General features: G+C 50.9%; 21 protein-coding genes and 2 tRNA genes. 22 read left to right on the top strand and 1 reads right to left on the bottom strand.

Annotated features, from left to right (window positions below; translation table 11 throughout):
- Nucleotides 1-144 precede the first annotated feature (144 nt).
- On the top strand, nt 145-1464 hold the full coding sequence (locus tag KNP74_RS01865; RefSeq protein WP_214763228.1) for a methyl-accepting chemotaxis protein: 1320 nt from the start codon (nt 145-147) through the stop codon (nt 1462-1464).
- A gap of 15 nt (nt 1465-1479) precedes the next feature.
- Here the strand turns inward: KNP74_RS01865 and KNP74_RS01860 are convergent, their stop codons facing one another.
- On the bottom strand, nt 1480-1956 hold the full coding sequence (locus KNP74_RS01860) for a hypothetical protein (RefSeq protein WP_240731318.1): 477 nt from the start codon (nt 1954-1956) through the stop codon (nt 1480-1482).
- Nucleotides 1957-2137: 181 nt separating this feature from the next.
- Between KNP74_RS01860 and KNP74_RS01855 the strand changes: the two genes are divergently transcribed.
- From KNP74_RS01855 to KNP74_RS01755, 21 genes are all read left to right on the top strand, one after another.
- The gene (locus KNP74_RS01855; protein WP_214763227.1) at nt 2138-3784 is read left to right on the top strand and encodes a Na/Pi cotransporter family protein; all 1647 of its coding nucleotides are present in this window, start codon (nt 2138-2140) and stop codon (nt 3782-3784) included.
- Nucleotides 3785-3895: 111 nt separating this feature from the next.
- Nucleotides 3896-3972: transfer RNA gene (locus tag KNP74_RS01850), tRNA-Met, on the top strand.
- Between the two features lie 4 nt (nt 3973-3976).
- Nucleotides 3977-4050, top strand: a tRNA-Ile gene (locus tag KNP74_RS01845).
- A 125-nt stretch (nt 4051-4175) separates the two neighbouring features.
- Nucleotides 4176-5645: an alpha-amylase gene (locus tag KNP74_RS01840; protein WP_214763226.1), complete on the top strand. Its 1470-nt coding sequence runs from the start codon at nt 4176-4178 to the stop codon at nt 5643-5645.
- A gap of 84 nt (nt 5646-5729) precedes the next feature.
- On the top strand, nt 5730-6338 hold the full coding sequence (locus tag KNP74_RS01835) for a superoxide dismutase (protein WP_214711426.1): 609 nt from the start codon (nt 5730-5732) through the stop codon (nt 6336-6338).
- 165 nt (nt 6339-6503) lie between these two features.
- Nucleotides 6504-8561, top strand: a complete 2058-nt coding sequence (locus KNP74_RS01830; RefSeq protein WP_205729359.1) for a peptidoglycan D,D-transpeptidase FtsI family protein — start codon at nt 6504-6506, stop codon at nt 8559-8561.
- 152 nt (nt 8562-8713) lie between these two features.
- Entirely contained in the window at nt 8714-9652 is a 939-nt protein-coding gene (locus KNP74_RS01825) for a PstS family phosphate ABC transporter substrate-binding protein (RefSeq protein ID WP_138859245.1), read from the top strand.
- Nucleotides 9653-9735: 83 nt separating this feature from the next.
- Nucleotides 9736-10680, top strand: coding sequence for a phosphate ABC transporter permease subunit PstC (gene pstC / locus KNP74_RS01820; RefSeq protein WP_138859246.1), 945 nt, complete (start codon nt 9736-9738; stop codon nt 10678-10680).
- Nucleotide 10681: 1 nt separating this feature from the next.
- Nucleotides 10682-11593 (top strand): phosphate ABC transporter permease PstA, encoded by a 912-nt coding sequence (pstA, locus tag KNP74_RS01815; protein ID WP_034778052.1) that lies wholly within the window; start codon nt 10682-10684, stop codon nt 11591-11593.
- A gap of 103 nt (nt 11594-11696) precedes the next feature.
- Entirely contained in the window at nt 11697-12458 is a 762-nt protein-coding gene (gene pstB / locus KNP74_RS01810) for a phosphate ABC transporter ATP-binding protein PstB (protein WP_052090224.1), read from the top strand.
- A 15-nt stretch (nt 12459-12473) separates the two neighbouring features.
- Entirely contained in the window at nt 12474-13136 is a 663-nt protein-coding gene (gene phoU / locus KNP74_RS01805; protein ID WP_034778050.1) for a phosphate signaling complex protein PhoU, read from the top strand.
- A 118-nt stretch (nt 13137-13254) separates the two neighbouring features.
- Nucleotides 13255-14022, top strand: a complete 768-nt coding sequence (locus KNP74_RS01800) for a DUF4912 domain-containing protein (protein WP_214763225.1) — start codon at nt 13255-13257, stop codon at nt 14020-14022.
- Between the two features lie 14 nt (nt 14023-14036).
- Nucleotides 14037-16238 (top strand): 1,4-alpha-glucan branching protein domain-containing protein, encoded by a 2202-nt coding sequence (locus KNP74_RS01795; RefSeq protein WP_214763224.1) that lies wholly within the window; start codon nt 14037-14039, stop codon nt 16236-16238.
- 84 nt (nt 16239-16322) lie between these two features.
- A complete protein-coding gene (gene rpmG, locus KNP74_RS01790) occupies nt 16323-16487 on the top strand; it encodes a 50S ribosomal protein L33 (protein ID WP_255313299.1) in 165 nt (54 codons plus the stop codon).
- A 54-nt stretch (nt 16488-16541) separates the two neighbouring features.
- Entirely contained in the window at nt 16542-17096 is a 555-nt protein-coding gene (locus tag KNP74_RS01785; RefSeq protein WP_167491780.1) for a 5-formyltetrahydrofolate cyclo-ligase, read from the top strand.
- A complete protein-coding gene (locus KNP74_RS01780) occupies nt 17075-17845 on the top strand; it encodes a DUF92 domain-containing protein (RefSeq protein ID WP_138859252.1) in 771 nt (256 codons plus the stop codon). The genes KNP74_RS01785 and KNP74_RS01780 overlap by 22 nt, the downstream gene beginning before the upstream one ends.
- Nucleotides 17846-18014: 169 nt before the next feature.
- Nucleotides 18015-18971 (top strand): L-lactate dehydrogenase, encoded by a 957-nt coding sequence (locus KNP74_RS01775; RefSeq protein ID WP_034778040.1) that lies wholly within the window; start codon nt 18015-18017, stop codon nt 18969-18971.
- Between the two features lie 151 nt (nt 18972-19122).
- A complete protein-coding gene (locus KNP74_RS01770; RefSeq protein ID WP_214763223.1) occupies nt 19123-20175 on the top strand; it encodes a rhomboid family intramembrane serine protease in 1053 nt (350 codons plus the stop codon).
- A 15-nt stretch (nt 20176-20190) separates the two neighbouring features.
- Nucleotides 20191-21213 carry a M42 family metallopeptidase gene (locus KNP74_RS01765; RefSeq protein WP_214763222.1) on the top strand — a complete coding sequence of 341 codons (1023 nt, stop codon included), beginning with the start codon at nt 20191-20193 and terminating at the stop codon, nt 21211-21213.
- Nucleotides 21210-21404: a YqgQ family protein gene (locus KNP74_RS01760; RefSeq protein WP_034778034.1), complete on the top strand. Its 195-nt coding sequence runs from the start codon at nt 21210-21212 to the stop codon at nt 21402-21404. The genes KNP74_RS01765 and KNP74_RS01760 overlap by 4 nt, the downstream gene beginning before the upstream one ends.
- Before the next feature lie 93 nt (nt 21405-21497).
- Entirely contained in the window at nt 21498-22460 is a 963-nt protein-coding gene (locus KNP74_RS01755) for an ROK family glucokinase (RefSeq protein ID WP_138859255.1), read from the top strand.
- The last annotated feature ends 139 nt before the right edge of the window (nt 22461-22599 follow it).

Genomic DNA, 22599 nt, shown 5'->3' with positions numbered 1-22599 from the left:
TGTTTGTGAAAAAGCACCCGGCAAGCGCTTGATCGGTGTGCTCTTACAAAACGCTAACGTTATCTTAACAGATGCTTCATAATTTTCCACCGTCTCAGGACCGATATATTCAAAGAAATGACGTCTGAAAAGGTGGAATGTATCATGTTGGAACGATTGAAACAAATATGGGGTAGGAAGCGACAGGCGGAGAAGACGATGAGCCATCGCTTGCTATGGACGTTGATGCCGGTCATGCTCGTCCTGTTTTTAACCGTGTTCGGCTGGTTCGCTTTGAAAGCGGAGCAGTTGTTGACGAGCGAGGTTGAGAAACGGCTACATCGTGAAGCGACCGTCGTCCGCGAAACGGTCAAGGCGACGTATGGGGCGTACGTCGCGAATGAGAAAGTGCTGAACCGGGCGTTGAAGTCGATGTATATGCAACAAGCTTCCTTTTTGTCGGCGGATGGTTTAGAAGCGAGTCAATATTTATTGCGCGACACACAAGTCGAGCAATTGAGCGGTCGACAAGTGGAGGATCGGTTTATGAACCGTATGGATGACATCATGGCGAACGATGTGAGTGTTAGCGAACAAAAAGACGTGTTTATCGTTACGGCACCGATTCCCGAGTTGAAAGCCCATTATGCGATTGTCGTCATGAAACAGTCGGTGCTCGGCACGATGTGGAATTTAAGAGAACTTGTTTTCGTCGCAATCACGGTCATGCTCGTTATGATGATTGGCTTATTCTCGTTCATGATTCGGCGTGAAATCAAGCCGTTGACGGCATTTGCGGTCCGGCTTCGCGAATCAGTCGCCACGCGTTCGTTCTCAGAGGTTGAACTTCACGCAAAATCGTTTGAAATGCGAAGTTTGGAACGAGAGTACAACACGTTTATCGGACTATGGAAACGTTCGTTGTTGACGATGCTCGAGACGTCGACCGCTTTTGAATCGAGTCTACCGGTCTTTATGCGACAACTTGAAGCGAATCAACAACAAGTGACGGGGTTCAAGCAAGTTGCTGCGACCGTCGCGTCGACGAGTCAATCTTATCAGTCGTTCACGAACGAATCGACGCTGTCGGCCGTGGCTGCCATCGAAGCCATTCGCTTGGAGCGGGCCGAGATTTTCAATGAGATGAAACGCTTCGAAGAAGATATCTTTTATTTAGGCGAGACGTTGCGCCGGGTTGAAGGCGGGATTGAAACAATCGACCAGGAAATGAGAAGACAAATGACGCAATTCCAATCCATCACCGAGCAAACGACCGCCACGGGACATCAATTACTACATATGGCGGAAGCGAATGAACAATTAAAAGAAGTCGGAGTGGCGCTCGAACGCAAATTAGACGAATTATATGAAGGCGTTGAGGGTTGGTCGGACGTACAACAGACGTTACAAGGCGCAGGGGTCGACTTAGGCAAACAAAGTCAACGGCTTCAAACCGTATTATCTGATTTGGCACCGACGTTATAACGATAGAAAGCCGGTTCAACGCAAACGTGCGTTGTCCGGCTTGTTTGATGACTTCGATTTGACGGGGATATGACGCAACGGAACAATCAAATAGACGAGGGATAAGAGAACTCCGAGCCAAGTCAATGGAGGCGCGACATGGTACAAGATAACCAGGAGGAGGACTGGAAGCATCGTCATCGCGACTGCGTACGGCCAAGCTTGGCGATACGGCCACGTCTTCTTCGTGCGCCATCTCGTGGCGAGTTGGACGAGAAGGGCACTGAGCGCGACGAACCCCATATAGAAGAAGAAGATGGCGAAGCCATGTAAAAATATCCACATCGGCCAAAAGAAGTCAGGCTGTAATACGATGTAATCGAGCATCGTGACCACAACCGTCAAGACGAGACTCGCCAACATATAGGCGTGGAGTGGGGCGAGGCGCAACCGTAACGCCTGCTTGGACGGGAAGAGGCTGTGGCGGAGAAACTGTGACGTCGTTTTGAGCATAAAATCAAACTCCAATCTGTTATAGTACAATTCACGTAAAACATATATAATTCATACAGTGGTTTAATAAAACCTTAACATTAAACCTGTTTACATCGAATGGGTGATGCGGGCATAATGAGTAGGGCAATAAAAACCAAGCAAACACAACTAATTCACAATCAAAAGGAGTACAAAAATCGTGGAATACAATTTGCAAGAAATGTTATTCATGTTTTTTGGAGGATTAGGAATCTTCCTCTTCGGTATCAAATCGATGGGAGACGGCCTCCAAAAGTCAGCAGGTAACCGCCTGCGCGACATCCTTGATAAGTATACATCGAATCCGTTCCTCGGAGTACTAGCCGGGATCATTGTAACGGTCTTAATTCAATCATCATCAGGTACGACGGTCATCACGGTCGGCCTTGTCAGTGCCGGCTTTATGACACTCCGTCAAGCAATCGGGGTCATCATGGGGGCGAACATCGGAACGACGGTGACGGCGTTCATCATCGGTTTCGACGTCGGTGCCTACGCGTTACCGATTATCGCTATCGGTGCGATTCTCCTGTTCTTCTTTAAAAAAGAGAAATTGCAACATTTGGGTCAAATCTTCTTCGGGTTCGGGATGCTGTTCTACGGTCTTGAACTCATGGGCAGCGGGATGAAGCCGCTTCGTTCGAGCGAATACTTCATCGACTTGACGCAATCGATGAGTGACAACCCGTTCCTCGGTGTCGTCGTCGGTACGGTCTTCACGGTCATCGTCCAATCGTCATCAGCGACGATCGGAATCTTGCAAGAATTGTACTCTGGTGGATCGATTCAACTCGACGCGGCACTCCCGGTCTTGTTCGGGGATAACATCGGTACGACGATCACGGCGATTCTTGCTTCGATTGGTGCTTCGGTCGCGGCCCGTCGTGCAGCAGCAGCCCACGTTATCTTTAACTTGATTGGAACAACAATCTTCATGATCTTGTTGATTCCGTTTACGCAATATATCCACTGGGTCACAGATCTCTTAGCAATCGAAGACAAGATGCAAATCGCTTTCGCTCACGGGACGTTCAACGTCGTCAACACGTTCATCCAGTTCTGGTTCATCGGAACGATCGCATGGATCGTGACGAAATTCGTACCGGGGGAAGATTCAATCGTCGATACGAAAGCACAGCATTTGGATCCAATTTTCATCCAACAGTCGCCATCGATTGCTGTCGAGCAAGCTAAATATGAAGTCATCCGCATGGGTGATTTCGCTAAACTTGGTCTCGATGAAGCACGCAAATATATGGCAACTGGTGATAAGAAACATGCTGAGAAGTCGGCGCACATCGAAGACGCGCTCAACTCACTCAACTCAAAAATCACGGATTACCTTGTGAAGCTTGCCGCTGTCGATTTGACAGAACAAGAATCACAAGAACACAAGACACTCATGCATGCGATCAATGATATTGAACGAATCGGTGATCACGTCGAGAACATCATCGAGTTGATCGACTATAAGACGGCAACGCGCGTCAATCTTTCGGCCGACGCTCAAAAAGAGTTGACGGAGATGTACGATTTGACTCGTGCCACGCTTGAGAAGTCGCTTCAAACGCTTGCGAGCGGCGACATGGTCGAAGCCCGTCAAGTCATCGAGATGGAAGCGAAACTCGACATGCTTGAACGTCAATTCCGTAAAAATCACGTCGTCCGCTTGAACACAGGCGAGTGCGACGGTCAAGCCGGGATGTTCTTCGTGGATATGCTCTCGAACTTGGAGCGCATCGGTGACCACGCGATGAACATCACAGAAATCACGCTTGAAGATGCTGCCAATGAAGTAACGGTCTAACACATGATTGGTTCCTCTCGCTCATCTGAACGGGAGGGACTTTTTGGTTAGATGTGACTTTTGATTGACAGTGGGGACTTCATTCAGTATATTATTACTGTATAACAACGTGGCGGTGTAGCTCAGCTGGCTAGAGCGTACGGTTCATACCCGTGAGGTCGTGGGTTCGACTCCCTCCGCCGCTACCAATTAGGACCCTTAGCTCAGCTGGTTAGAGCAGACGGCTCATAACCGTCCGGTCGTAGGTTCAAGTCCTACAGGGTCCATTTGTGAACAGCTTTCAGATGAAAGCTGTTTTTTTGTTTTCATTTTTAGTTTTCAAATCCGAAGTCCTGGGTAAATATCCGTTAGCATTTTGTTTTTTGAAAAATATGAAATGAGGCGAAGCGAGATGGAACGAAATCATACGATGATGCAATTTTTTGAATGGCACGTCCCGGCTGACCAGAAGCATTGGAAGCGATTGAAAGAACGGGCTTCCGAGTTGAATGAAGCTGGAATCACCGCATTATGGTTGCCGCCGGTCACGAAAGGCCAGAGCGACGAGGATACGGGATATGGCGTGTACGATTTGTATGATTTAGGAGAGTTTGACCAAAAAGGAACCGTCGCGACTAAATACGGGACGAAACAAGAACTGCTCGAGGCGACAAAACACGCGCAAGAGCTCGGCATGCAGATTTATATGGATGTCGTCTTGAACCATAAAGCTGGTGCCGATGCGACCGAGAAGTTCGATGTGCTCGAGGTCGACCCGGAGGACCGTACGAACGTACTTTCAGAAGAGCCGTTCGAGATCGAAGGATGGACGAAATTCGATTTTGAAGGCCGCAAAGATAAATACTCTTCATTTAAATGGAACTTCCATCATTTCAACGGGACGGATTATGACGCTGCGAACGACAAGAGCGGCATCTTCTTCATCATGGGTGAGAATAAGAAGTGGAACGATAACGTCGACGACGAGTTCGGCGTCTATGACTATTTGATGTTCGCCAATATTGACTATCATCACCCAGAAGTGAAGGAAGAGGTACTCAGCTGGGGCAAATGGTTTATCGAAGAGACGAAGTGTGACGGGTTCAGACTCGACGCGATTAAACACATCAACTATGATTTCGTCAAGGAGTTCAGTCAGACGATGAAAGCTGAAAAAGGTGAGAACTTCTATTTGGTCGGTGAGTTTTGGAAGTCAGAGCTCGAGGCATGCCGTGAGTTCCTCGACAACATTGACTATCATGTCGACTTGTTCGACGTGCCGCTCCATTACAACTTGCAACGCGCCTCGACCGAAGGAGAATCGTTCGATATGCGGACCATCTTTGACGACACGCTCGTCCAGTCCCACCCGCTCCATTCGGTGACGTTCGTCGACAACCACGATTCACAGCCAGAAGAGGCGCTCGAGTCATGGGTCGAAGATTGGTTCAAACAGATTGCTTATGGGTTGATCTTGCTTCGCCAAGACGGTTATCCGTGTGTGTTCTACGGTGACTATTACGGGATCAACGGTCCGCATCCGGCCGAAGGGAAAAAACCGGCGATTGATCCGCTTCTTTATGCCCGTCGTGAAAAGGCATACGGCCAGCAAGATGACTACTTCGATGACGAGCACGTCATCGGCTGGGTCCGTCACGGCAGTGAAGAGATCGAGCGCTCAGGATGTGCTGTTGTGATTTCGAACAGCGAAGCAGCTGAGAAGCAGATGTTCGTCGGCGAACAACGAGCCGGTGAGAAATGGGTCGATTTGACGCAGACCGTCGATGAGGTCATCGAGATTGACAAAGACGGAAAAGGGGTATTTAAAGTGGCGGCAGGGTCGATTTCCGTATGGGCGTTGCCGGAACAAGACGTCGAGTGAGGCATTACAATTGAGTCAGCCGTCACAAATCTGTTACATTTAAAACGAACGTTGTTCAAACCAATTTTAAGGGGGATTTTAGTTATGGCTAAATTTGAATTACCACAACTTGATTACGCATACGATGCACTTGAACCACACATTGACGCACGCACGATGGAAATCCACCACACGAAACACCACAACACTTACGTCACGAACGTGAACAATGCACTCGAAGGAAAAGATGTGGAATACTCTTCGCTCGAAGACTTGCTCCAAAAAATCGATTCGCTTCCTGCTGACATTCAGACAGCTGTTCGCAACAACGGTGGCGGTCACTGGAACCACTCATTCTTCTGGAAATTGTTGAAGAAAAACGAGAACGGCGCACCGACAGGCGAACTCGCTTCTGCCATCGATGAGGCGTTCGGTAGCTTTGATGCCTTCAAAGAGGAGTTCACGAAAGCAGCAACAACTCGCTTCGGCTCTGGTTGGGCTTGGCTCGTCGTGAAAAATGGTAAACTCGAAGTCACATCGACACCAAACCAAGATTCACCGATCATGGAAGGCGTTCAGCCAATCCTCGGTCTTGACGTTTGGGAGCATGCGTACTACTTGAACTACCAAAACCGTCGTCCGGATTACATCCAAGCGTTCTTCCATGTCATCGACTGGGATTACGTCGCGAAGCTCTATGCAGACGCAAAATAATGACACTGTCCCGGGATTCTATTGAATCTCGGGATTTTTTCTACATTTCATTATTTTGTAAACAAATTATGATATAGTGAAAATCGAGTCTAAAAATAGAAATATCATCGACATATATGTCACCTATACTTATAGAAAGAACGAGCCAGGAAGGAGACAACTGAATTGGCCAGACACCGTGTGAAAGTGCCAAAGAAACGGCGCAACCACCTGCCCTTGCGATTGAACTTATTGTTTTTCATCGTGTTCATCTTGTTCGCGACGCTCATTTTTCGTTTAGGCGTCGTTCAAATCGTCAACGGCGAGTTGATCGCCCGTGAAGTGCAAAAGACGGAATCGAGTAAAATCAAATACGAGGTGCCGCGTGGCAAGATTTACGACCGGAACGGGCAAGTGCTCGCCGATACTATCTCAAACTATTCGGTCATGTACCGTCGTTCGCAAGTGACAAAGACGGAAGAACGGCTCGATGTCGCCATCAAGCTCGCTGAGATCGTCGACGTCCCAGAGAAAGACCGCAAAGTGACGGAGCGGGACCGCAAGGATTATTGGATCGCCATCGATCCTGAGCGCTCGCAAGAACGCGTCCAAAAGCTATTGGCCGATCTCCCGGAAGAAGAGCGGGCCGCCTTGTCGAACCAAGACGTCGACCAACTGCTGCTCGATTCCATCACAGAAGCGGAAATCACGTTCGATGATGCGACCGAGGAAATCATCGCCATCAAACATAACATGGAGTCAGGTTACGCCCTCGACCCGCAAGTCATCAAAATCGGGGCATCTCCGAAAGAGATGGCACTGATTGAAGAAAACTTAGAACTGCTCCCTGGCGTCAGCGTCGAACCGTATTATCAGCGGGATTATCCGTTCGGTGAGACGTTCCAAAGTTTCCTCGGAAGTTATCGTCAAATCCCGGCCGAGCAACGCGCCTCATATCAAGCGAAAGGCTATGGCTTGAACGACCGCGTCGGCACATCTTATCTCGAACAACAGTATGAGGACGTGCTACGCGGAACCCCGGCCTATGACGTCTTCACGACGTATAAAGGAGAGCCGGTCGGAGAACCGACTCGTGTCAGTGGGAACCCAGGGAAAGATATCATCTTGTCGACGGACATCGAGTTCCAAAAAGAAATCGATGAGATTTTGAAGAAAGCGATTCGAGCCGGCCGTTCGGGAAGCCCGCACTTTGACCGTGCTTTCGCCGTCGTCATGAACCCACAGACGGGTGAATTGCTCGCCCTATCGGGACAAGAGCTCGACTATGAAACGAACGAATTCAAAGATGTCTCGGCCGGGACGGTCCTGCGAGCGAGTCAAATCGGCTCGACGATCAAGGGAGCGACGGTCGCGTTCGGCCTTGAAGAAGAAGTCATCCAACCGGGTGAATACATTTATGACACGCCGATTCGCATCGGCTCGTCGCTCAAGTCGTCGTACCGAAACATGGGGAGCATCAACGACCTGGATGCCCTCGCGTTATCATCGAACATTTATATGTTCCAAATTGCCCTGCGGCTCGCCGATTATTACTCGACCGGCCAAATCGTCGGCGACAACGTGACCGAGGCGTTCAATACGATGGAACATTACTACAAACAGTTTGGCCTCGGAATCGAGACAGGGATCGACCTCCCGTATGAATCAATCGGATTCCGTAGTGTACCGGACCGTGTCACGCTCCTCATGGACATGTCGATCGGTCAGTTCATCTCGTATACGCCGATTCAATTGGCGCAGTATACGTCGACGCTCGCGAACGGTGGATACCGGATTCAACCGCATCTATTGAAAGAAATCATCGAACCGGGTTCGCTCGACGAGTCGAACAAGCAAGTCGTCAGCACGTTCCAACCGAATGCGCTCAATAAAGTCGATATCCGTGATGAATTCATTCAACGGGCGCGCCAAGGCTTCCGACAAGGGGTCGAGAGCGGAACGTCTCGTATCCTGCAACAGACAGGAATCACGGCGGCCGGTAAGACCGGTACCGCTCAAGCGATCGCAGAAGGGCCGGATGGTCAAGCGAAGCGCAACGCGAACGGGGAACCGATCAAGACGCTCAACTCGAACCACGTCGGCTGGGCGCCGTATGATGACCCGGAAATCGCCTGGGCCATCATCATGCCAGGGCTCGAGGCAGAAGGGATCAACACCCGTGTCGCGCACGACATCATGAAGGCGTACTTTGATTTAGAAGACGTCCAAGCACAGCTCCAGTAAAGAAGTCACTTCGGTGGCTTCTTTTTTTGTCTTTACAATTCTTTTACGTTCCGTTTATTTCTCGTTAATAGTAGTTTATTAGGATGTTAATTGTAGGACAGAGCAAGGAAGCTACAACACAAATCAAAGCAAACTCAAGGAGGACGTCAGAAATGTCTTGGATGAAAAAATCAGCTATAGTCGCTTCAATCACTTCGGTGGCCATTATCGGTGCCGCGTGTGGAAACAATGAAGAAGGAAACGGCGCAGCCGAAGGTGAAGGACTTTCAGGTAAAGTCGTCATGGATGGTTCGTCTACCGTATTCCCAATCATGGAAGCTGTAGCGGAAGAATACTCAGCTGAACAGCCAGACGTTGAAGTGACGGTCGGGGTTTCAGGTACAGGTGGCGGATTCAAACGTTTCGTCACTGGTGAGACAGACTTCTCGAACGCATCACGTGAAATCAAAGAAGAAGAAGCGGCTGAAGCCGAGAAGAATGGCGTTGAGTACACACAACTCGCTGTAGCGCTTGATGGCCTCTCGCTCGTCGTCAACCCAGAGAATGATTGGGCCCAAGATATCACGATTGATGAATTGAACAAAATGTGGACTGATCCGAACGTGAAGACATGGAAGGACGTCCGTTCAGACTGGCCGGATGAAGAAATCTCATTCTTCTCACCTGGTAAAGATTCAGGAACGTATGACTTCTTCAACGAAGCAGTCCTTGAAGATACAGACATCCGCGAAGACGCACAATTGTCAGAAGACGATAACGTTCTCGTAACAGGTGTTGCCGGTACGAAAGGTGCGATCGGATTCTTCGGATATGCGTACTACATTGAAAACAAAGATACGCTTCGCGCATTGAACGTCGAAGGTATTGAACCGACGACTGACACAATCAATGATCTTTCATACCCGCTCTCACGTGAAATCTACACATACGTGAACAACGCGTCGTTGAAAGATAAGCCGCAAGTCGCTGACTACACGCGCTTCTTGAATGAAAATGCAGCAGCCCTTTCAGAAGAAGTCGGATATGTCGGAATGGAACAAGCACGATACGATGAGAACGCTGAAGTGATCGACGAGATCGCTGGCGAGTAATAGCGCAGAAGGCAGAAGGTGAGAGTCGCTCTCGCCTTCTCGCCGTGCTTTCTAGTATGAAGAGGTAGGGAGCGATACACGAGATGAATCAACCAAACAAAGGGCTGTCAATTCGAGAGATGATTGAAGCCAATAAGAAAAAGAAATATAGTACGACGAACGTGTTTGATAAAGTCATGCCGTTCTTATTATTCTTGAGCGCATTCGTTTCGGTCGTCACGACGGTCGGCATCGCGTTCACACTTGGTTTTGAACTGTTCAAGTTTTTCGAGCGCGTACCGGTCGCCGAGTTTTTAGGCTCGACCGAATGGTATCCGCTTAGTGCCGATCAACGGTTCGGCGTCTGGGCCCTCGTCATGGGAACACTCCAGATCACCGTCATTGCCATGATTGTCGCTGTCCCGCTCGGTTTGGCATCGGCGATTTATTTGAGCGAGTACGCATCTGAGCGTGCCCGCACCATTTTGAAGCCGATTCTTGAAGTGCTCGCTGGCGTTCCAACGATTGTCTTCGGATTCTTCGCTTTGTCGTTCGTTACACCGATTTTGCAAGCGTTGATTCCGGGGCTTCAAATCTATAACGCACTCAGCCCGGGGATCGTTGTCGGAATCATGATTATTCCGATGATCGCTTCTATTTCGGAAGACTCGATGAGCGCCGTACCGAAAAAGATTCGGGATGGAGCCCTCGGCCTTGGCGCGACACGTCTCGAAGTCGCCATCAAAGTCGTCATGCCAGCCGCGCTCTCAGGGATTATCGCCTCGATCGTCCTCGGGATGAGCCGTGCCATCGGTGAGACGATGATCGTAACGATCGCTGGTGGGTCGCAGCCGAACTTCGAGTTCAACCCGCTCAACGCGATTCAAACGATGACGGCGTATATTGTCCAAATCGCCAAAGGTGATGCAGGATACGGGACAATCGAATACTACAGTATCTATGCGGTTGGTGCGCTATTGTTCGTCTTCACCCTTGTGATGAACCTATTCGCGAACTGGGTGACGCGCCGCTTCAGAGAGGAGTACTAATATGGCATTGCCGAACAGTGAGTTCAAGAATACGAAGAACTTGATGGATCGTGATTCGGTTTCACAACGAATTAAACGCCGTCTTCAATTGAATGAGATTTTTAAATATATCTTCTTAGCGGGGCTCGTTTTCGCCCTGCTCGTCTTGTCGACGTTGATTTATGACGTCGTTTCTAAAGGTGGCGGCTGGGTGAATTTGGATTTTCTCCGCAACTTCCCATCCCGTCGTCCTGAACAGGCCGGGCTGTATCCTGCCTTGATTGGGACGTTTTGGTTGATGCTTCTCATCGTCCCGATGGTGTTTGTCATCGGTGTCGGTGCCGCGATTTATCTTGAAGAGTACGCACCGAAGAACCGCATCACGTCGTTTATCGAAGTGAACATTTCGAACTTGGCCGGCGTGCCGTCAATCGTGTTCGGTTTGCTCGGATTGACCATTTTTGTACGTGTCATGGAACTCGGGAATTCGATTATGGCCGGAGCCTTGACGCTCGGACTGATGAGTCTACCGATTGTCATCGTCGCGTCGCAAGAAGCGCTCCGCTCGGTCAAAATGGAGTTGCGTCACGCATCGCTCGCGCTCGGAGCCTCGAAATGGCAGACGACGTTCAACGTCGTCTTGCCGTCGGCGATTCCAGGGATTATCACAGGGATCATCTTGGCCGTATCACGTGCGATTGGCGAGACGGCTCCATTGATCATGGTCGGAGCGGCGACGTTTATTTCGACGACGCCGAGCAGCGTATTCTCGGACTTCACGGCGCTCCCGATTCAAATCTATAACTGGACGAGCCGTCCGCAAGCAGAATTCCAAAACTTGGCCGCTGCCGGTATCATCGTTTTGATGACGATGTTGATCATCATGAACTCGGCCGCCATCTATATCCGTAACAAATATACGAACCGACATTAAGTCGTAGCAGTAAACGAGGAGGACTCTCGAGATGATGAAACAAAAAGAACTTAAAGGAGATCATGAAGTGAATACAACGACCACCCAACCGAACGAAACGGTGATGCAGAAAGACAGTGCCTATGTCGTGAACAACTTGAACTTATGGTATGGTGACGATCAGGCGTTGATTGACGTCAATCTCGACATCAAGCAAAACGAAGTGACGGCCATCATCGGTCCGTCGGGTTGCGGGAAGTCGACGTTCATCAAGACGTTGAACCGGATGGTCGAGCTCGTCCCTTCGGTGCGTACGAACGGTGAGATTCTTTATCACGGACGCAACATCTTTGACCGCGATTATCGGGTCGAAGATCTTCGGACGTCGGTCGGTATGGTATTCCAACAGCCGAACCCGTTCCCGAAATCAGTGTATGATAACGTGGCATACGGGCCGCGCACACACGGGATTAAAAACAAGAAAGTGCTTGATGAGATCGTCGAACGTTCGCTTCGCGGCGCGGCGATTTGGGATGAAGTGAAAGATCGTTTGAACGAGAACGCCTATGGCCTCTCGGGTGGTCAACAACAACGTCTCTGTATCGCGCGTACGCTCGCCATCGAACCGGACGTCATCCTCATGGATGAACCGACGTCAGCGCTTGACCCGATTTCGACGCTTAAAGTCGAAGAGCTCGTCCAAGAGTTGAAAGAGCAGTACTCGATCATCATCGTCACACACAACATGCAACAAGCGGCTCGTGTATCGGATAAGACGGCGTTCTTCTTAAACGGAGAAGTTGTCGAGTTCGATGCGACCGACAAAATCTTCTCGAATCCAACTGATAAACGGACTGAAGATTATATTTCTGGCCGGTTCGGTTAAGAAGGGGAGACAATCATGGCACAAAATCGCACATTCTTTGATATGAAGTTAAACGAATTAGAAGATAAAGTCGTTCGCTTGGCGAACTTGACGATGCGCCAGACGGCGACCGCCATCGAGGTGCTTGAGAAACGTGACCTCGAGCTCGCCCAGACGGTCATCGACAACGATAATGAGCTTGACGACCTCGAGCTCGAAATCAACGACGAGGCCATTCTATTGATCGCGAAACAGCAACCGGTCGCAACCGACCTCCGCCGCTTGATCGTGACGATGAAATCGGCGACGGACCTTGAGCGGATTGCGGACTATGCGACGAACATCGCCAAAGCCGTCGGCCGTATCGAGCACGTCCCGTACGTCCTCGACATCAAACCGCTCAAACAGATGGCCGAGCAGTTGATCGACATGCTCGAGCTCGCGACGCGCGCTTACCGGAAGGGCGAGGTTAGCCGGGTGCGTGAATTGAATGAGATGGATAAAGTCATCGATGATTTGAACTTACAGACAATCAAACAATACATGGGATTCGTTCCGAATATGACGGTTGGAACGAACGACGTGTATGAGTTTTCGAACATCGCCCGTTATTTAGAACGGATGGGTGATCACGTGACCAATTTCGGAGAACATCTCATTTTCCTTGAAAAAGGGAAACATTATGATTTAAATCAGTGACAAGAGTGGTAAAGAACAACAGACCAGTTGTTCTTTACTTTTTTTTGTGCAGGAATTCACGGATAAGGAGCGAATAGTAGAACACATGGATTTTTTTTAGGAAGGGAGCCACACATATATGGAAGAGAAAATCGTTTCCTTGAAACAACAAGGACTGACGTTAAAACAGATTGCAGAACAATTAGATATGCCAATCGGGAAAGTCCAATACGCTTGGCGTAAATGGCGTTCCCAACATGGGGAGCCGGCGAAGCCGGTAGCCGCACCAAAACGAAAGACTGAAGGGAAGAAAGCAATGACATCTAAATCGAAGCAAGTACCCGCCTCGTCTGTGAAGCAGGTCGCTTCGACACTGCAACACGAGGAGCCTGCCCAATCACCGCTTCTTGACAAAGGTCCAGAAGGGTTCTGGAAGCTCCCAGACCGCTACGATCAAGATTTGATGCATGCGGTCGTCCAATCACCGAACGCCGTTTACGTCTTCTGGGAAGTGTCGGACAGCGTCAAAGAGACGCTCTCGATGCAATTTATGCGTCCATGGGAAGACTTGCCGAAAGCGTTCCGCATCCTTGACATCACATTGCTTGATTACGCGAGCGGGCATGCGAACCGGGCGTATACGTTCGAATTGCCGGAGATGACGAACAGTTGGTTCGTCCGTCCGCTCGACCCGAATACGACATACGTCTTTGAGTTTGGGATTCGGACGATGGAAGGGGAATTCCTTCCGCTGCTCGCCACATCGCCGATTGACACGCCACGAGCTGAGCCGGCCGGGCACGGTCGTTTCGCTGAACCAGTGCGCCGTTGGCAGTACGGGGAAGTCGAGGCTCCTGAATTACTCGATACGTTACCAAAATATTCCGCATACCGATTCGTGCGCTGAGGAGGATTTTTTAGATGAAACCAGGTTATTTTTCACTCGTCCTTCATGCCCACCTTCCGTACGTGCGACATGAAGAGAAACATCGATTAGAAGAGAGATGGGTGTATGAAGCCATCTCCGAGACCTATATCCCAATTTTATGGCAAGTCGACCGTCTACAAAAACCGCTCCATTGGACGGTCAGCATCTCACCACCAGTCGTCGAGATGCTCGCTGACCCGCTCGTTCAGGACCGCTACGTGGAACACTTGGATGAGATGCTCGAATTGATTGAGATCGAGCTCGCCGAAGGACGGAGCGAACAGGAAGTTGAGACGCTCCATTTTTATCGCGGGCGCTACAACGATTTGAAAACAACGTTCCTGCATTGGGAGAAAAACTTGAACCATGCGTTCCGTACATATCGTGAGCAAGGGTTCATCGATATGGTCACGTGTACGGCGACACACGGCTTCAACCCGCATTTGTTCACGGAACAGGCCGCCCGCGCGGAAATCCGTACCGGCTTGAACTGTTTCGAGCGTCATTACGGGTTCCGCCCGACCGGAATCTGGTTACCGGAGTGTGCCTACACGCCAGGTGTCGACCGCATCTTGTATGAAGAAGGTGTCCGCTATACGTTCGTCGATGAGCACGCCTTGCTCGATGCCGATCCGACGCCGCAGAAAGGCATTGGCGCTCCGGTCTACTCGCCACATGGCGTCGCCTTGTTCCCGCGTGACCAAATCATCTCCGGGAAAATCTGGAGCTCGATGATCGGGTATCCGGGCCATCCTGACTATCGCGAGTTTTATCGTGACCTCGCCTATGATCGCGACTGGGCGTATATCGAAAAGTTCATGCATCCGGAAGGCATTCGTTTCGATACGGGCTTGAAGATGCACCGCATCACGGGCGACACGGATGAGAAGGACTATTATGTCCGTGCCTGGGCCGAACATCAAATCGACAACCACGCCCTTGATTTCGCACAGACGCTCGAAGGGCATCTCGAGGCCCACGGTGGACAAATGTTCCCGCCGTTCCTTGTGACGGCACCGTTCGATGCTGAGCTGTTCGGACACTGGTGGTTTGAAGGACCTGAATTCCTCGGCAAGGTCGCCGAGCGGCTCGAAGAGTTTGGCATCGAGACAATCACGCCAGCCTTGTTCCTCGAGCGTCACTTCCAAGACCTCGAGACGGTCCACGTATCGATGAACACGTGGGGACGTAAAGGGTACGGCGACGTCTGGATCAACGAACGCAACGAATGGATGCTACGTCACTTACACATGATGGAGACGCAACTCGTCAAAGACGTGGCCGACTATCGTCACAAGTCGCCACTCGTCGACCGGACACTGATCCAACTCATTCGCCATTACGTACTCGCTGTGTCGAGTGACTGGGCGTTTATCCTCGACGGGCAGACTACGGCCCAATATGCGGCAGAACGGTTCCGCGAGCATACGCGATTGTTCGCCGAGCTCGAGACGGCACTTTATCAAGACAAGCTATCGGACGAGTTGCTCGCTGAACATTATCGCGCGTATCCGTTCCTTGACGATGTGGACATCGACATCGACACGTTCTTGTCGCCACACGACTATTATGTGACTACGGAGCGTGGCCAAGAGGACGAGGCAATCCTCGTCTTGACGCCTGAATATACAGGCAACGTCGTCGGGGACCTCGGTCGTCGCGTCATCGACGAGGTCGAGGCACGAGCAGCGGACGGGGAGACAGTGTACGTCTTGACACCGTTCAAAGAAGGGTTGCCGGAATATGAACGCCACAACCGTGTTCACGTGTACCGCGTTCGCCTGACGAGCCCGTTCTTGGAGCATGTGATGAACCAAGTTGCGGCTCAAAACGTGGCCTACGTCAAACTTGCACATGAGCTTGTCTCGAAAGTCACCTTCAAAGCGATTCATCAATTCGATTGGATGACGATTACAGCGGCACGTTCACTTGCGAAAGCACTACAAGTTCCGTTATACTCAACTATGTTGTCATTTGAAACGACTCGCAATCCGCATGGACACGGCGGACTGTTCGACGCAATCCATCGAATCGAGAGCAGCATCCTCGCTGAAGCCGATACGGTCTTTATTTGCGAACAACTGTCGACCGAGGAAGTCGGAATGCGCTATCCGATTGGCGATAACGTAAAAACCTGCCTGCCGCTCGATGCTTCGCCATACGGGCAGAAACGTTTGAAAAAGAACACGAAATAACCTTGCTTTTTCAAATAAAACTTGGTAGGATAATTGAGTATGCTTAGACTGTAAAGCAAAAGCACTTGATACAACATCAGTAAGATGGGAGTGAAAGAAATGCGCGTTAAAATCACACTAGCTTGCACAGAAACAGGCGATCGCACGTACATCACGAAGAAAAACAAACGTAACAACCCAGAGCGCCTCGAATTGCGCAAATACAACCCACGTCTCCGTCGTCACACGCTTTACCGCGAAGTGAAATAATGAGACTGGCCGTCACTCATGTGGCGGCCTTTTTTTGAACAAGGGGGAATTGAAGTGATTGAAAAGAAACTACTCCGGCAAAATGTACATCGTCAAATCCGTGAACTCGACGACCGACCGGACCGGGACCGCGTCATCATACATACATTGACCGAACTGAAGGCGTGGCGAGAGGCGGATACGGTGGCCGTCACGCTCGCCCTCGATTTAGAGATTGATACGTTGCCACTCATTCGCTTAGCTTGGCAGGCAGGAAAATCGGTGTTCGTGCCGAAAGTTACAAAACAGGGACTTACGTTCCATGAAATTCATTCGTTCGAAGACCTTGAGCCGGGCGTCATGGGTATTTTAGAGCCGACGACGGTCGCGACGACGCGGACGATTGACGTCTGTATCGTGCCGGGACGTGTCTTTGACCGATCCGGGTATCGGATCGGTTGGGGTGGGGGGTATTACGACCGTTTTTTAGCGACGTATGAAGGTGTCACCATCTCGTTGGCCTATGACGTCCAACTGCTTGATGACATCCCTGTCGAGCCACACGACATTCCTGTCGAATTTATCGTGACGGAAAGGGAAACGATTCTATGCTCGCCATCTTTCTCGTAACTTGTCTGGTAGCCTTCGCCGGCTATCGTCTGCGCTCACTGACCCGTTCTGGGGCTGTCTTGACGGTCGTGACGGGTACAGTCATTGGGTACGGATTCGGTTGGTTCGGGCTCTATTTGCTCGGTGTCTTCTTTTCGACGTCATCGCTCGCCTCGAAATACCGTTCCCGCGACAAAGAGCCTGTCGATGAGATCGTTGAGAAATCGGGACCTCGTGACTTCGTTCAAGTGCTCGCCAATGGTGGTATCGGGATGGCGACGGCGCTCGGTATGTTGCTTACACCGAACGATGCCTGGTTATTCGCGTACATCGCTTCGATTGCGGCGGCGACGAGCGACACATGGGGCTCCGAGTTCGGGGTGCTCGCCAAACAAAAACCGCGCTCCATTTTGACGTTCCGCGAAGTGGAGCCGGGAACGAGTGGCGGGGTGTCTCCGTTCGGGACGTTCATGTCGGTCGCGGGGGCCACGGTCATTATCGTCGCTTCGTTGCCATTTATCGATATGAGCTTACGGTTCGCCGGCTTGTTGATTGCTCTCGGGTTGACCGGAAGCGTTGTCGACACTCTCCTTGGGGCGACGGTTCAACGCAAGTTTCGCTGTCGTGTATGCGGTAAGCTGACTGAGAAGAAAGTCCATCATCACGAGCCGACGACTTACGTTTCAAGCTGGCGCTTTCTCGGCAATGACGCCGTCAACTTTTTGGCGATCGCCTCGGCGGCGGCGATTAGTTTCCTCTTGCTGCGATGAGGGTAGTACAGTCAGTGAAGATGTTTCAAATGAATGTGAATATTGTCACAATATTGCCAAACTGAAAACGGTTTCCCTTGTAGTGAGTGTTTGTGAATGATGTTACAATCTTTATGTAACAGACAAAACAAAAACATGAAACAGATTGTTCGAAGGGTGGAGAATCAATATGGAAACATTAAATCATGCTAAAGTAACACGCGTCGCGCTCGTCGGGGCCGGAGCGGTCGGTGCCAGCTTTGCTTACCAATTGACGACAGCTAGTCTCTGTGAGGAACTTGTGATCATCGATATCAACAAATCGAAAGCTGAAGGGGAAGCAATGGACTTGAATCACGGTGTCTCGTTTGCCTCTTCACCGATGCGCGTCTGGGCAGGAGACTACACAGACTGTGGTGCAGCAGATATCGTCGTCATCACTGCCGGCGCACCGCAAAAACCAGGTGAAACACGTCTCGACCTCGTCGAAAAGAACGCCAAAATCATGAAGTCGATGATTGGGGACATCATGGCATCTGGTTTTGATGGCATCATCATCATCGCCTCGAACCCGGTCGACATCATGACCCACTTGGCTTGGAAATATTCAGGATTACCGAAGCATCGGGTATTCGGTTCAGGAACGGTACTCGATACGTCACGTCTTCGCTACATGCTCGGTGATTACTTCAACGTCGATCCACGTAACTGCCACGCTTACATTATGGGCGAGCATGGCGACACAGAGTTCGCGGCATGGAGCAACGCCCGTATTTACGGAAAATCGGTCGAACAGTTGCTTGAAGAGAATGACGAGTACACATGGGAAGACCTCGAAGATATCTATGTCAACGTTCGTGACGCAGCCTACCATATCATCGAACGTAAAGGGGCGACGTACTACGCCATCGGTCTTGGTCTCCTCCGTCTTGTCAAAGCCGTGCTTCGCAACGAGAACACGTTATTGACGGTCGGTGCGCACTTGGACGGTGAGTACGGTTTGAACGACATCCACATCGGTGTACCAGCGATCATCAACCGTCAAGGTGTCCGTCAAGTCGTGGAAATCGAGTTATCAGAAGAAGAAAAACAAAAGATGCATCATTCGGCAGAAGTGCTCTTGAAAACGATGCAACCTGTCTTGTAAAACCGAGCAATCCTTCGCTCATCACCGTAGCCGGCTAACGCCGCTACGGTTTTTTTGTCATCTGCTCTTCTCGACACGTTGCATAGAGGCTCTCTTTTGTCGCCAGCTATAATTTCCTTTAAAATAAAAGTATAGAAGGAGGTGACCATCGATGTCAGAGCCAGCTTGTTTTTGGGAAGACGTATATCGTGCGGTCGAATCGGGAGGGCGCATCGAGGGCATCTTAGAGCCGTCGCGGGCACTTTTATTGTTCGACACGAAAGCGGGGGACGTCTATCACCTCTACATACGGACAGACAAAGCCTGGGCGAACCATGTTGGCATGGACGTCGAGGCGGTCATGAACTCGTTTCGATTGGCCCGCATCGGTCGTGAGAAGTTACACGTCCACATTTACGGCGATCCGCTTGTCGATGAGGAGCGCCTATCGTCCCTCACGTTCCCGATCGCGGCGAAAGTGAAGCTCGGCATGAGACCGTGTGGGCAAACAGAAGAGTCGTACCGACCACGGGCCGTCGCGCTCGATCAACAACGGAAGAACGAACTAAAGCAACGGTTCTCCTTCGGGAAACCACAATTCGTCTATGGACTCATGTTCGTGACGTTTCTTGTCATGTGGTTCGCCGAATCAATCGGGTCGACGCTCGACCCGAATACGCTCATCCGCTTCGGAGCGAAAGTGAATCCGCTCATCGACGAAGGGGAATGGTGGCGCCTGGTCACACCGATGTTTCTCCATATCGGCTGGTTCCATTTCGCGATCAATATGTTCGCGCTTTGGTCGCTCGGTCCGCTCGTTGAACGGATGTACGGTTCGTCACGCTTCGTCACCATTTATTTGTTAGCCGGCGTCATCGCCACAGTCGCCTCTTACGCGTTCAGTGAAGCCATATCGGCCGGGGCATCGGGGGCGCTGTTCGGGCTCGTCGGGGCACTCCTCTATTTTGGCCTCCGAGACCGTTCCTTATTTATGAAGACGCTCGGTCCGCCGCTGTTTATTATGTTAGGATTAAACGTAGGACTCGCTTTCGTCCTTGGCGCTAGTTTGGACCATTCCGCACATGCGGGGGGGCTGGTCGGGGGTTTTCTGATGGCGGGAGTGGTCGGCTTGCCGGATGAGCATACGAAGAAGCGCCGCCTGTTGTTTGCGGTGATCGTATTCGTGGCATCTGGAGCGTTATTCTGGTTCGGCTATAATCGATGACAAAGGAGTAAGGATATGATTAATACGTTGAAGCAACTGGTTGAAATTCCGAGTCCGTCCGGCATGACGGATGAGGCGATTGGCTTCGTGGAGCAAGAACTCACGAATCTCGGCGTCGCCACGAAACGCTTGAATAAAGGAGCGCTCCTTGCGACGTTTGAAGGGAAATCGGATCGGGCGCGCCTGTTGACGGCTCACGTCGACACGCTCGGGGCGATGGTGAAAGAGATTTTGCCGAGTGGCCGTCTACGGTTGACACAAGTCGGCGGCTACGCCTGGACCGCCATTGAAGGGGAGAACTGTTTGGTCCATGCGGAGGCCGGTGAACCTGTCGAAGGAACGATTCTTATCCATCAATCAAGCGTCCATGTGTATAAAGACACGAACAGTGCCGAACGGACGGCATCAAATATCGAGGTACGACTGGACGCTGACGTTCATTCGGCTGAAGACGTGCGTGCCCTGGGCATCGAGGTCGGGGACTTTGTCTCGTTCGATCCACGCTTTCGCCAGACGAACGCGGGTTATATCAAATCTCGACACCTCGACGACAAGGCGTCCGTCGCCATTTTGCTCGACTTGGCAAAAGACCTCGTCGGCGCCGACTTGCCACATCCGGTCCATTACTTGATCTCCAACTACGAAGAGGTCGGGTTCGGGGGCAACGCCGGGATCCCGGAGGCGGTGACCGAATATATCGCCGTCGATATGGGAGCGCTCGGGGACGGCCAGCACTCGGACGAATATACGGTTTCAATCTGCGCGAAAGATTCATCAGGTCCGTACGATCTTGGATTACGCCGTCAGTTCACCGCGTTGTGCCGGGAACACGGTATCGCCCATAAAGTCGATATTTATCCGTATTATGGATCCGACGCCTCGGCAGCAATCAGTGCCGGCTACGATGTACGCCATGCACTCCTCGGACCAGGCATCGAGTCGAGCCATAGCTATGAGCGGACGCATACAAAATCGCTCGAGGCGACACGGGAACTGCTCTATCATTACGTGCTCACGACGATGGGAGACGGACGATGAGAAATTTTTATGATGTCCAACAATTCTTGAAATCATTCGGGACGATCATTTATATCGGCGAACGCGATGCCGAGATTGGCCTCATGATGATGGAACTCGACGAGTTGCATGCCGGCGGGATGATTGAACAACGAGAGTATGACACGGCCAAGATCATTTTGACGCATGAATTGAAAAATTCAATAGATTGACAGAAAAACCCCTAGTGCAAAGGTTTGCACTAGGGGTTTAATAGTGTAAACTATGGGATGAAAGCGATTTAATCGAGATGAGGAGTGGAACAGATGAAGTGGTTATTAGGAATCGACATTGGTGGGACGACGGTGAAAATGGCCGTCTTAGATATGAACGGGATCATTTCTGACAAATGGGAGATCACGACGGACATTCGAGAAAACGGGGTACATATTCCGACTGATATCGCTGCTTCATTCGAGGCTTATCTAGAAAAATCGGGCAAAGCGAAAGAGGAGTTCGCCGGTGCGGGAATCGGGGCACCTGGATTCATCAACTTCTCCGAGGGTGTCGTCGAATACTCGCCGAACATCGGTTGGAAATACTTTGCGCTCGTCAGCGAGTTTGAGAAAGCCGTGGGATTGCCGGCCGTCCTAGAGAACGACGCGAACGCCGCCGCACTCGGTGAGATGTGGAAAGGTGCCGGTGAAGGCGCGTCAGAACTCCTTGCCATTACACTCGGCACGGGCGTCGGTGGCGGTGTCATCACGAATGGAAACATCGTCCACGGGGCAGCAGGGATGGCTGGAGAGATTGGTCACATCACTGTTGAACGTGACGAGTCGAAAGCCGTCATGTGCGGTTGCGGACGCAAAGGTTGCATCGAGACGATCGCTTCGGCGACAGGTGTCGCCCGCTTGGCGCTCCAAAAACGAAAAAATCGGACGACGTCGTTGAACGAGTTGAAAGAAGTGACGGCACGTGACGTGTTTGAAGCGTTCAAGGCGAACGATCCCGTCGCCACAGAAGTCGTCGAAGAGATGACCGAATATCTCGGCCTAACGATTTCAAATATCGCCAACACGTTGAATCCAAAGATGATCGTCATCGGAGGAGGGGTTTCGAAAGCGCGTGAAGCGCTCCTTGAACCGCTCGATGAGCAGTTCAAACGGTTCGCCCTCGAACGCGTCTACGCTTCGACCACGTTCAAAATTGCGGAACTCGAGAACGACGCCGGTGTCATCGGGTGTGCTTGGCTCGCCCGCAAACATTTCTTGCCAACCCGTGTCTAATAATTGTCCATGCACGTCTGCGTCTTGACGCAGGCGTGTTTTTCATATGGAACGGGTATGGGATAATGTAAAATTTGTAATGACAGAGTTGATTTTTTGTTAAAAAAGGGGTAAGATTTGGACTTGATACCGACTGTTA

The sequence above is a fragment of the Exiguobacterium sp. s141 genome, assembly GCF_018618085.1.
GTDB lineage: Bacteria > Bacillota > Bacilli > Exiguobacteriales > Exiguobacteriaceae > Exiguobacterium > Exiguobacterium mexicanum_A.
Note: the sequence above shows the minus strand (reverse complement) of the source record. Positions and strands in the feature narration are given on the sequence as shown.

Bases quoted from the DNA above. Each gene is read 5' to 3' on its own strand.
- KNP74_RS01775 (WP_034778040.1), top strand. From the start codon at position 18,015: ATGGAAACATTAAATCATGCTAAAGTAACACGCGTCGCGCTCGTCGGG.
- KNP74_RS01800 (WP_214763225.1), top strand. From the start codon at position 13,255: ATGGAAGAGAAAATCGTTTCCTTGAAACAACAAGGACTGACGTTAAAA.
- pstB (WP_052090224.1), top strand. From the start codon at position 11,697: ATGCAGAAAGACAGTGCCTATGTCGTGAACAACTTGAACTTATGGTAT.
- KNP74_RS01780 (WP_138859252.1), top strand. From the start codon at position 17,075: ATGCTCGCCATCTTTCTCGTAACTTGTCTGGTAGCCTTCGCCGGCTAT.
- phoU (WP_034778050.1), top strand. From the start codon at position 12,474: ATGGCACAAAATCGCACATTCTTTGATATGAAGTTAAACGAATTAGAA.
- KNP74_RS01760 (WP_034778034.1), top strand. From the start codon at position 21,210: ATGAGAAATTTTTATGATGTCCAACAATTCTTGAAATCATTCGGGACG.
- KNP74_RS01825 (WP_138859245.1), top strand. From the start codon at position 8,714: ATGTCTTGGATGAAAAAATCAGCTATAGTCGCTTCAATCACTTCGGTG.
- KNP74_RS01865 (WP_214763228.1), top strand. From the start codon at position 145: ATGTTGGAACGATTGAAACAAATATGGGGTAGGAAGCGACAGGCGGAG.
- KNP74_RS01765 (WP_214763222.1), top strand. From the start codon at position 20,191: ATGATTAATACGTTGAAGCAACTGGTTGAAATTCCGAGTCCGTCCGGC.
- KNP74_RS01755 (WP_138859255.1), top strand. From the start codon at position 21,498: ATGAAGTGGTTATTAGGAATCGACATTGGTGGGACGACGGTGAAAATG.
- KNP74_RS01795 (WP_214763224.1), top strand. From the start codon at position 14,037: ATGAAACCAGGTTATTTTTCACTCGTCCTTCATGCCCACCTTCCGTAC.
- KNP74_RS01770 (WP_214763223.1), top strand. From the start codon at position 19,123: ATGTCAGAGCCAGCTTGTTTTTGGGAAGACGTATATCGTGCGGTCGAA.
- pstA (WP_034778052.1), top strand. From the start codon at position 10,682: ATGGCATTGCCGAACAGTGAGTTCAAGAATACGAAGAACTTGATGGAT.
- KNP74_RS01835 (WP_214711426.1), top strand. From the start codon at position 5,730: ATGGCTAAATTTGAATTACCACAACTTGATTACGCATACGATGCACTT.
- rpmG (WP_255313299.1), top strand. From the start codon at position 16,323: ATGGGAGTGAAAGAAATGCGCGTTAAAATCACACTAGCTTGCACAGAA.
- KNP74_RS01860 (WP_240731318.1), bottom strand. From the start codon at position 1,956: ATGCTCAAAACGACGTCACAGTTTCTCCGCCACAGCCTCTTCCCGTCC.
- KNP74_RS01840 (WP_214763226.1), top strand. From the start codon at position 4,176: ATGGAACGAAATCATACGATGATGCAATTTTTTGAATGGCACGTCCCG.
- pstC (WP_138859246.1), top strand. From the start codon at position 9,736: ATGAATCAACCAAACAAAGGGCTGTCAATTCGAGAGATGATTGAAGCC.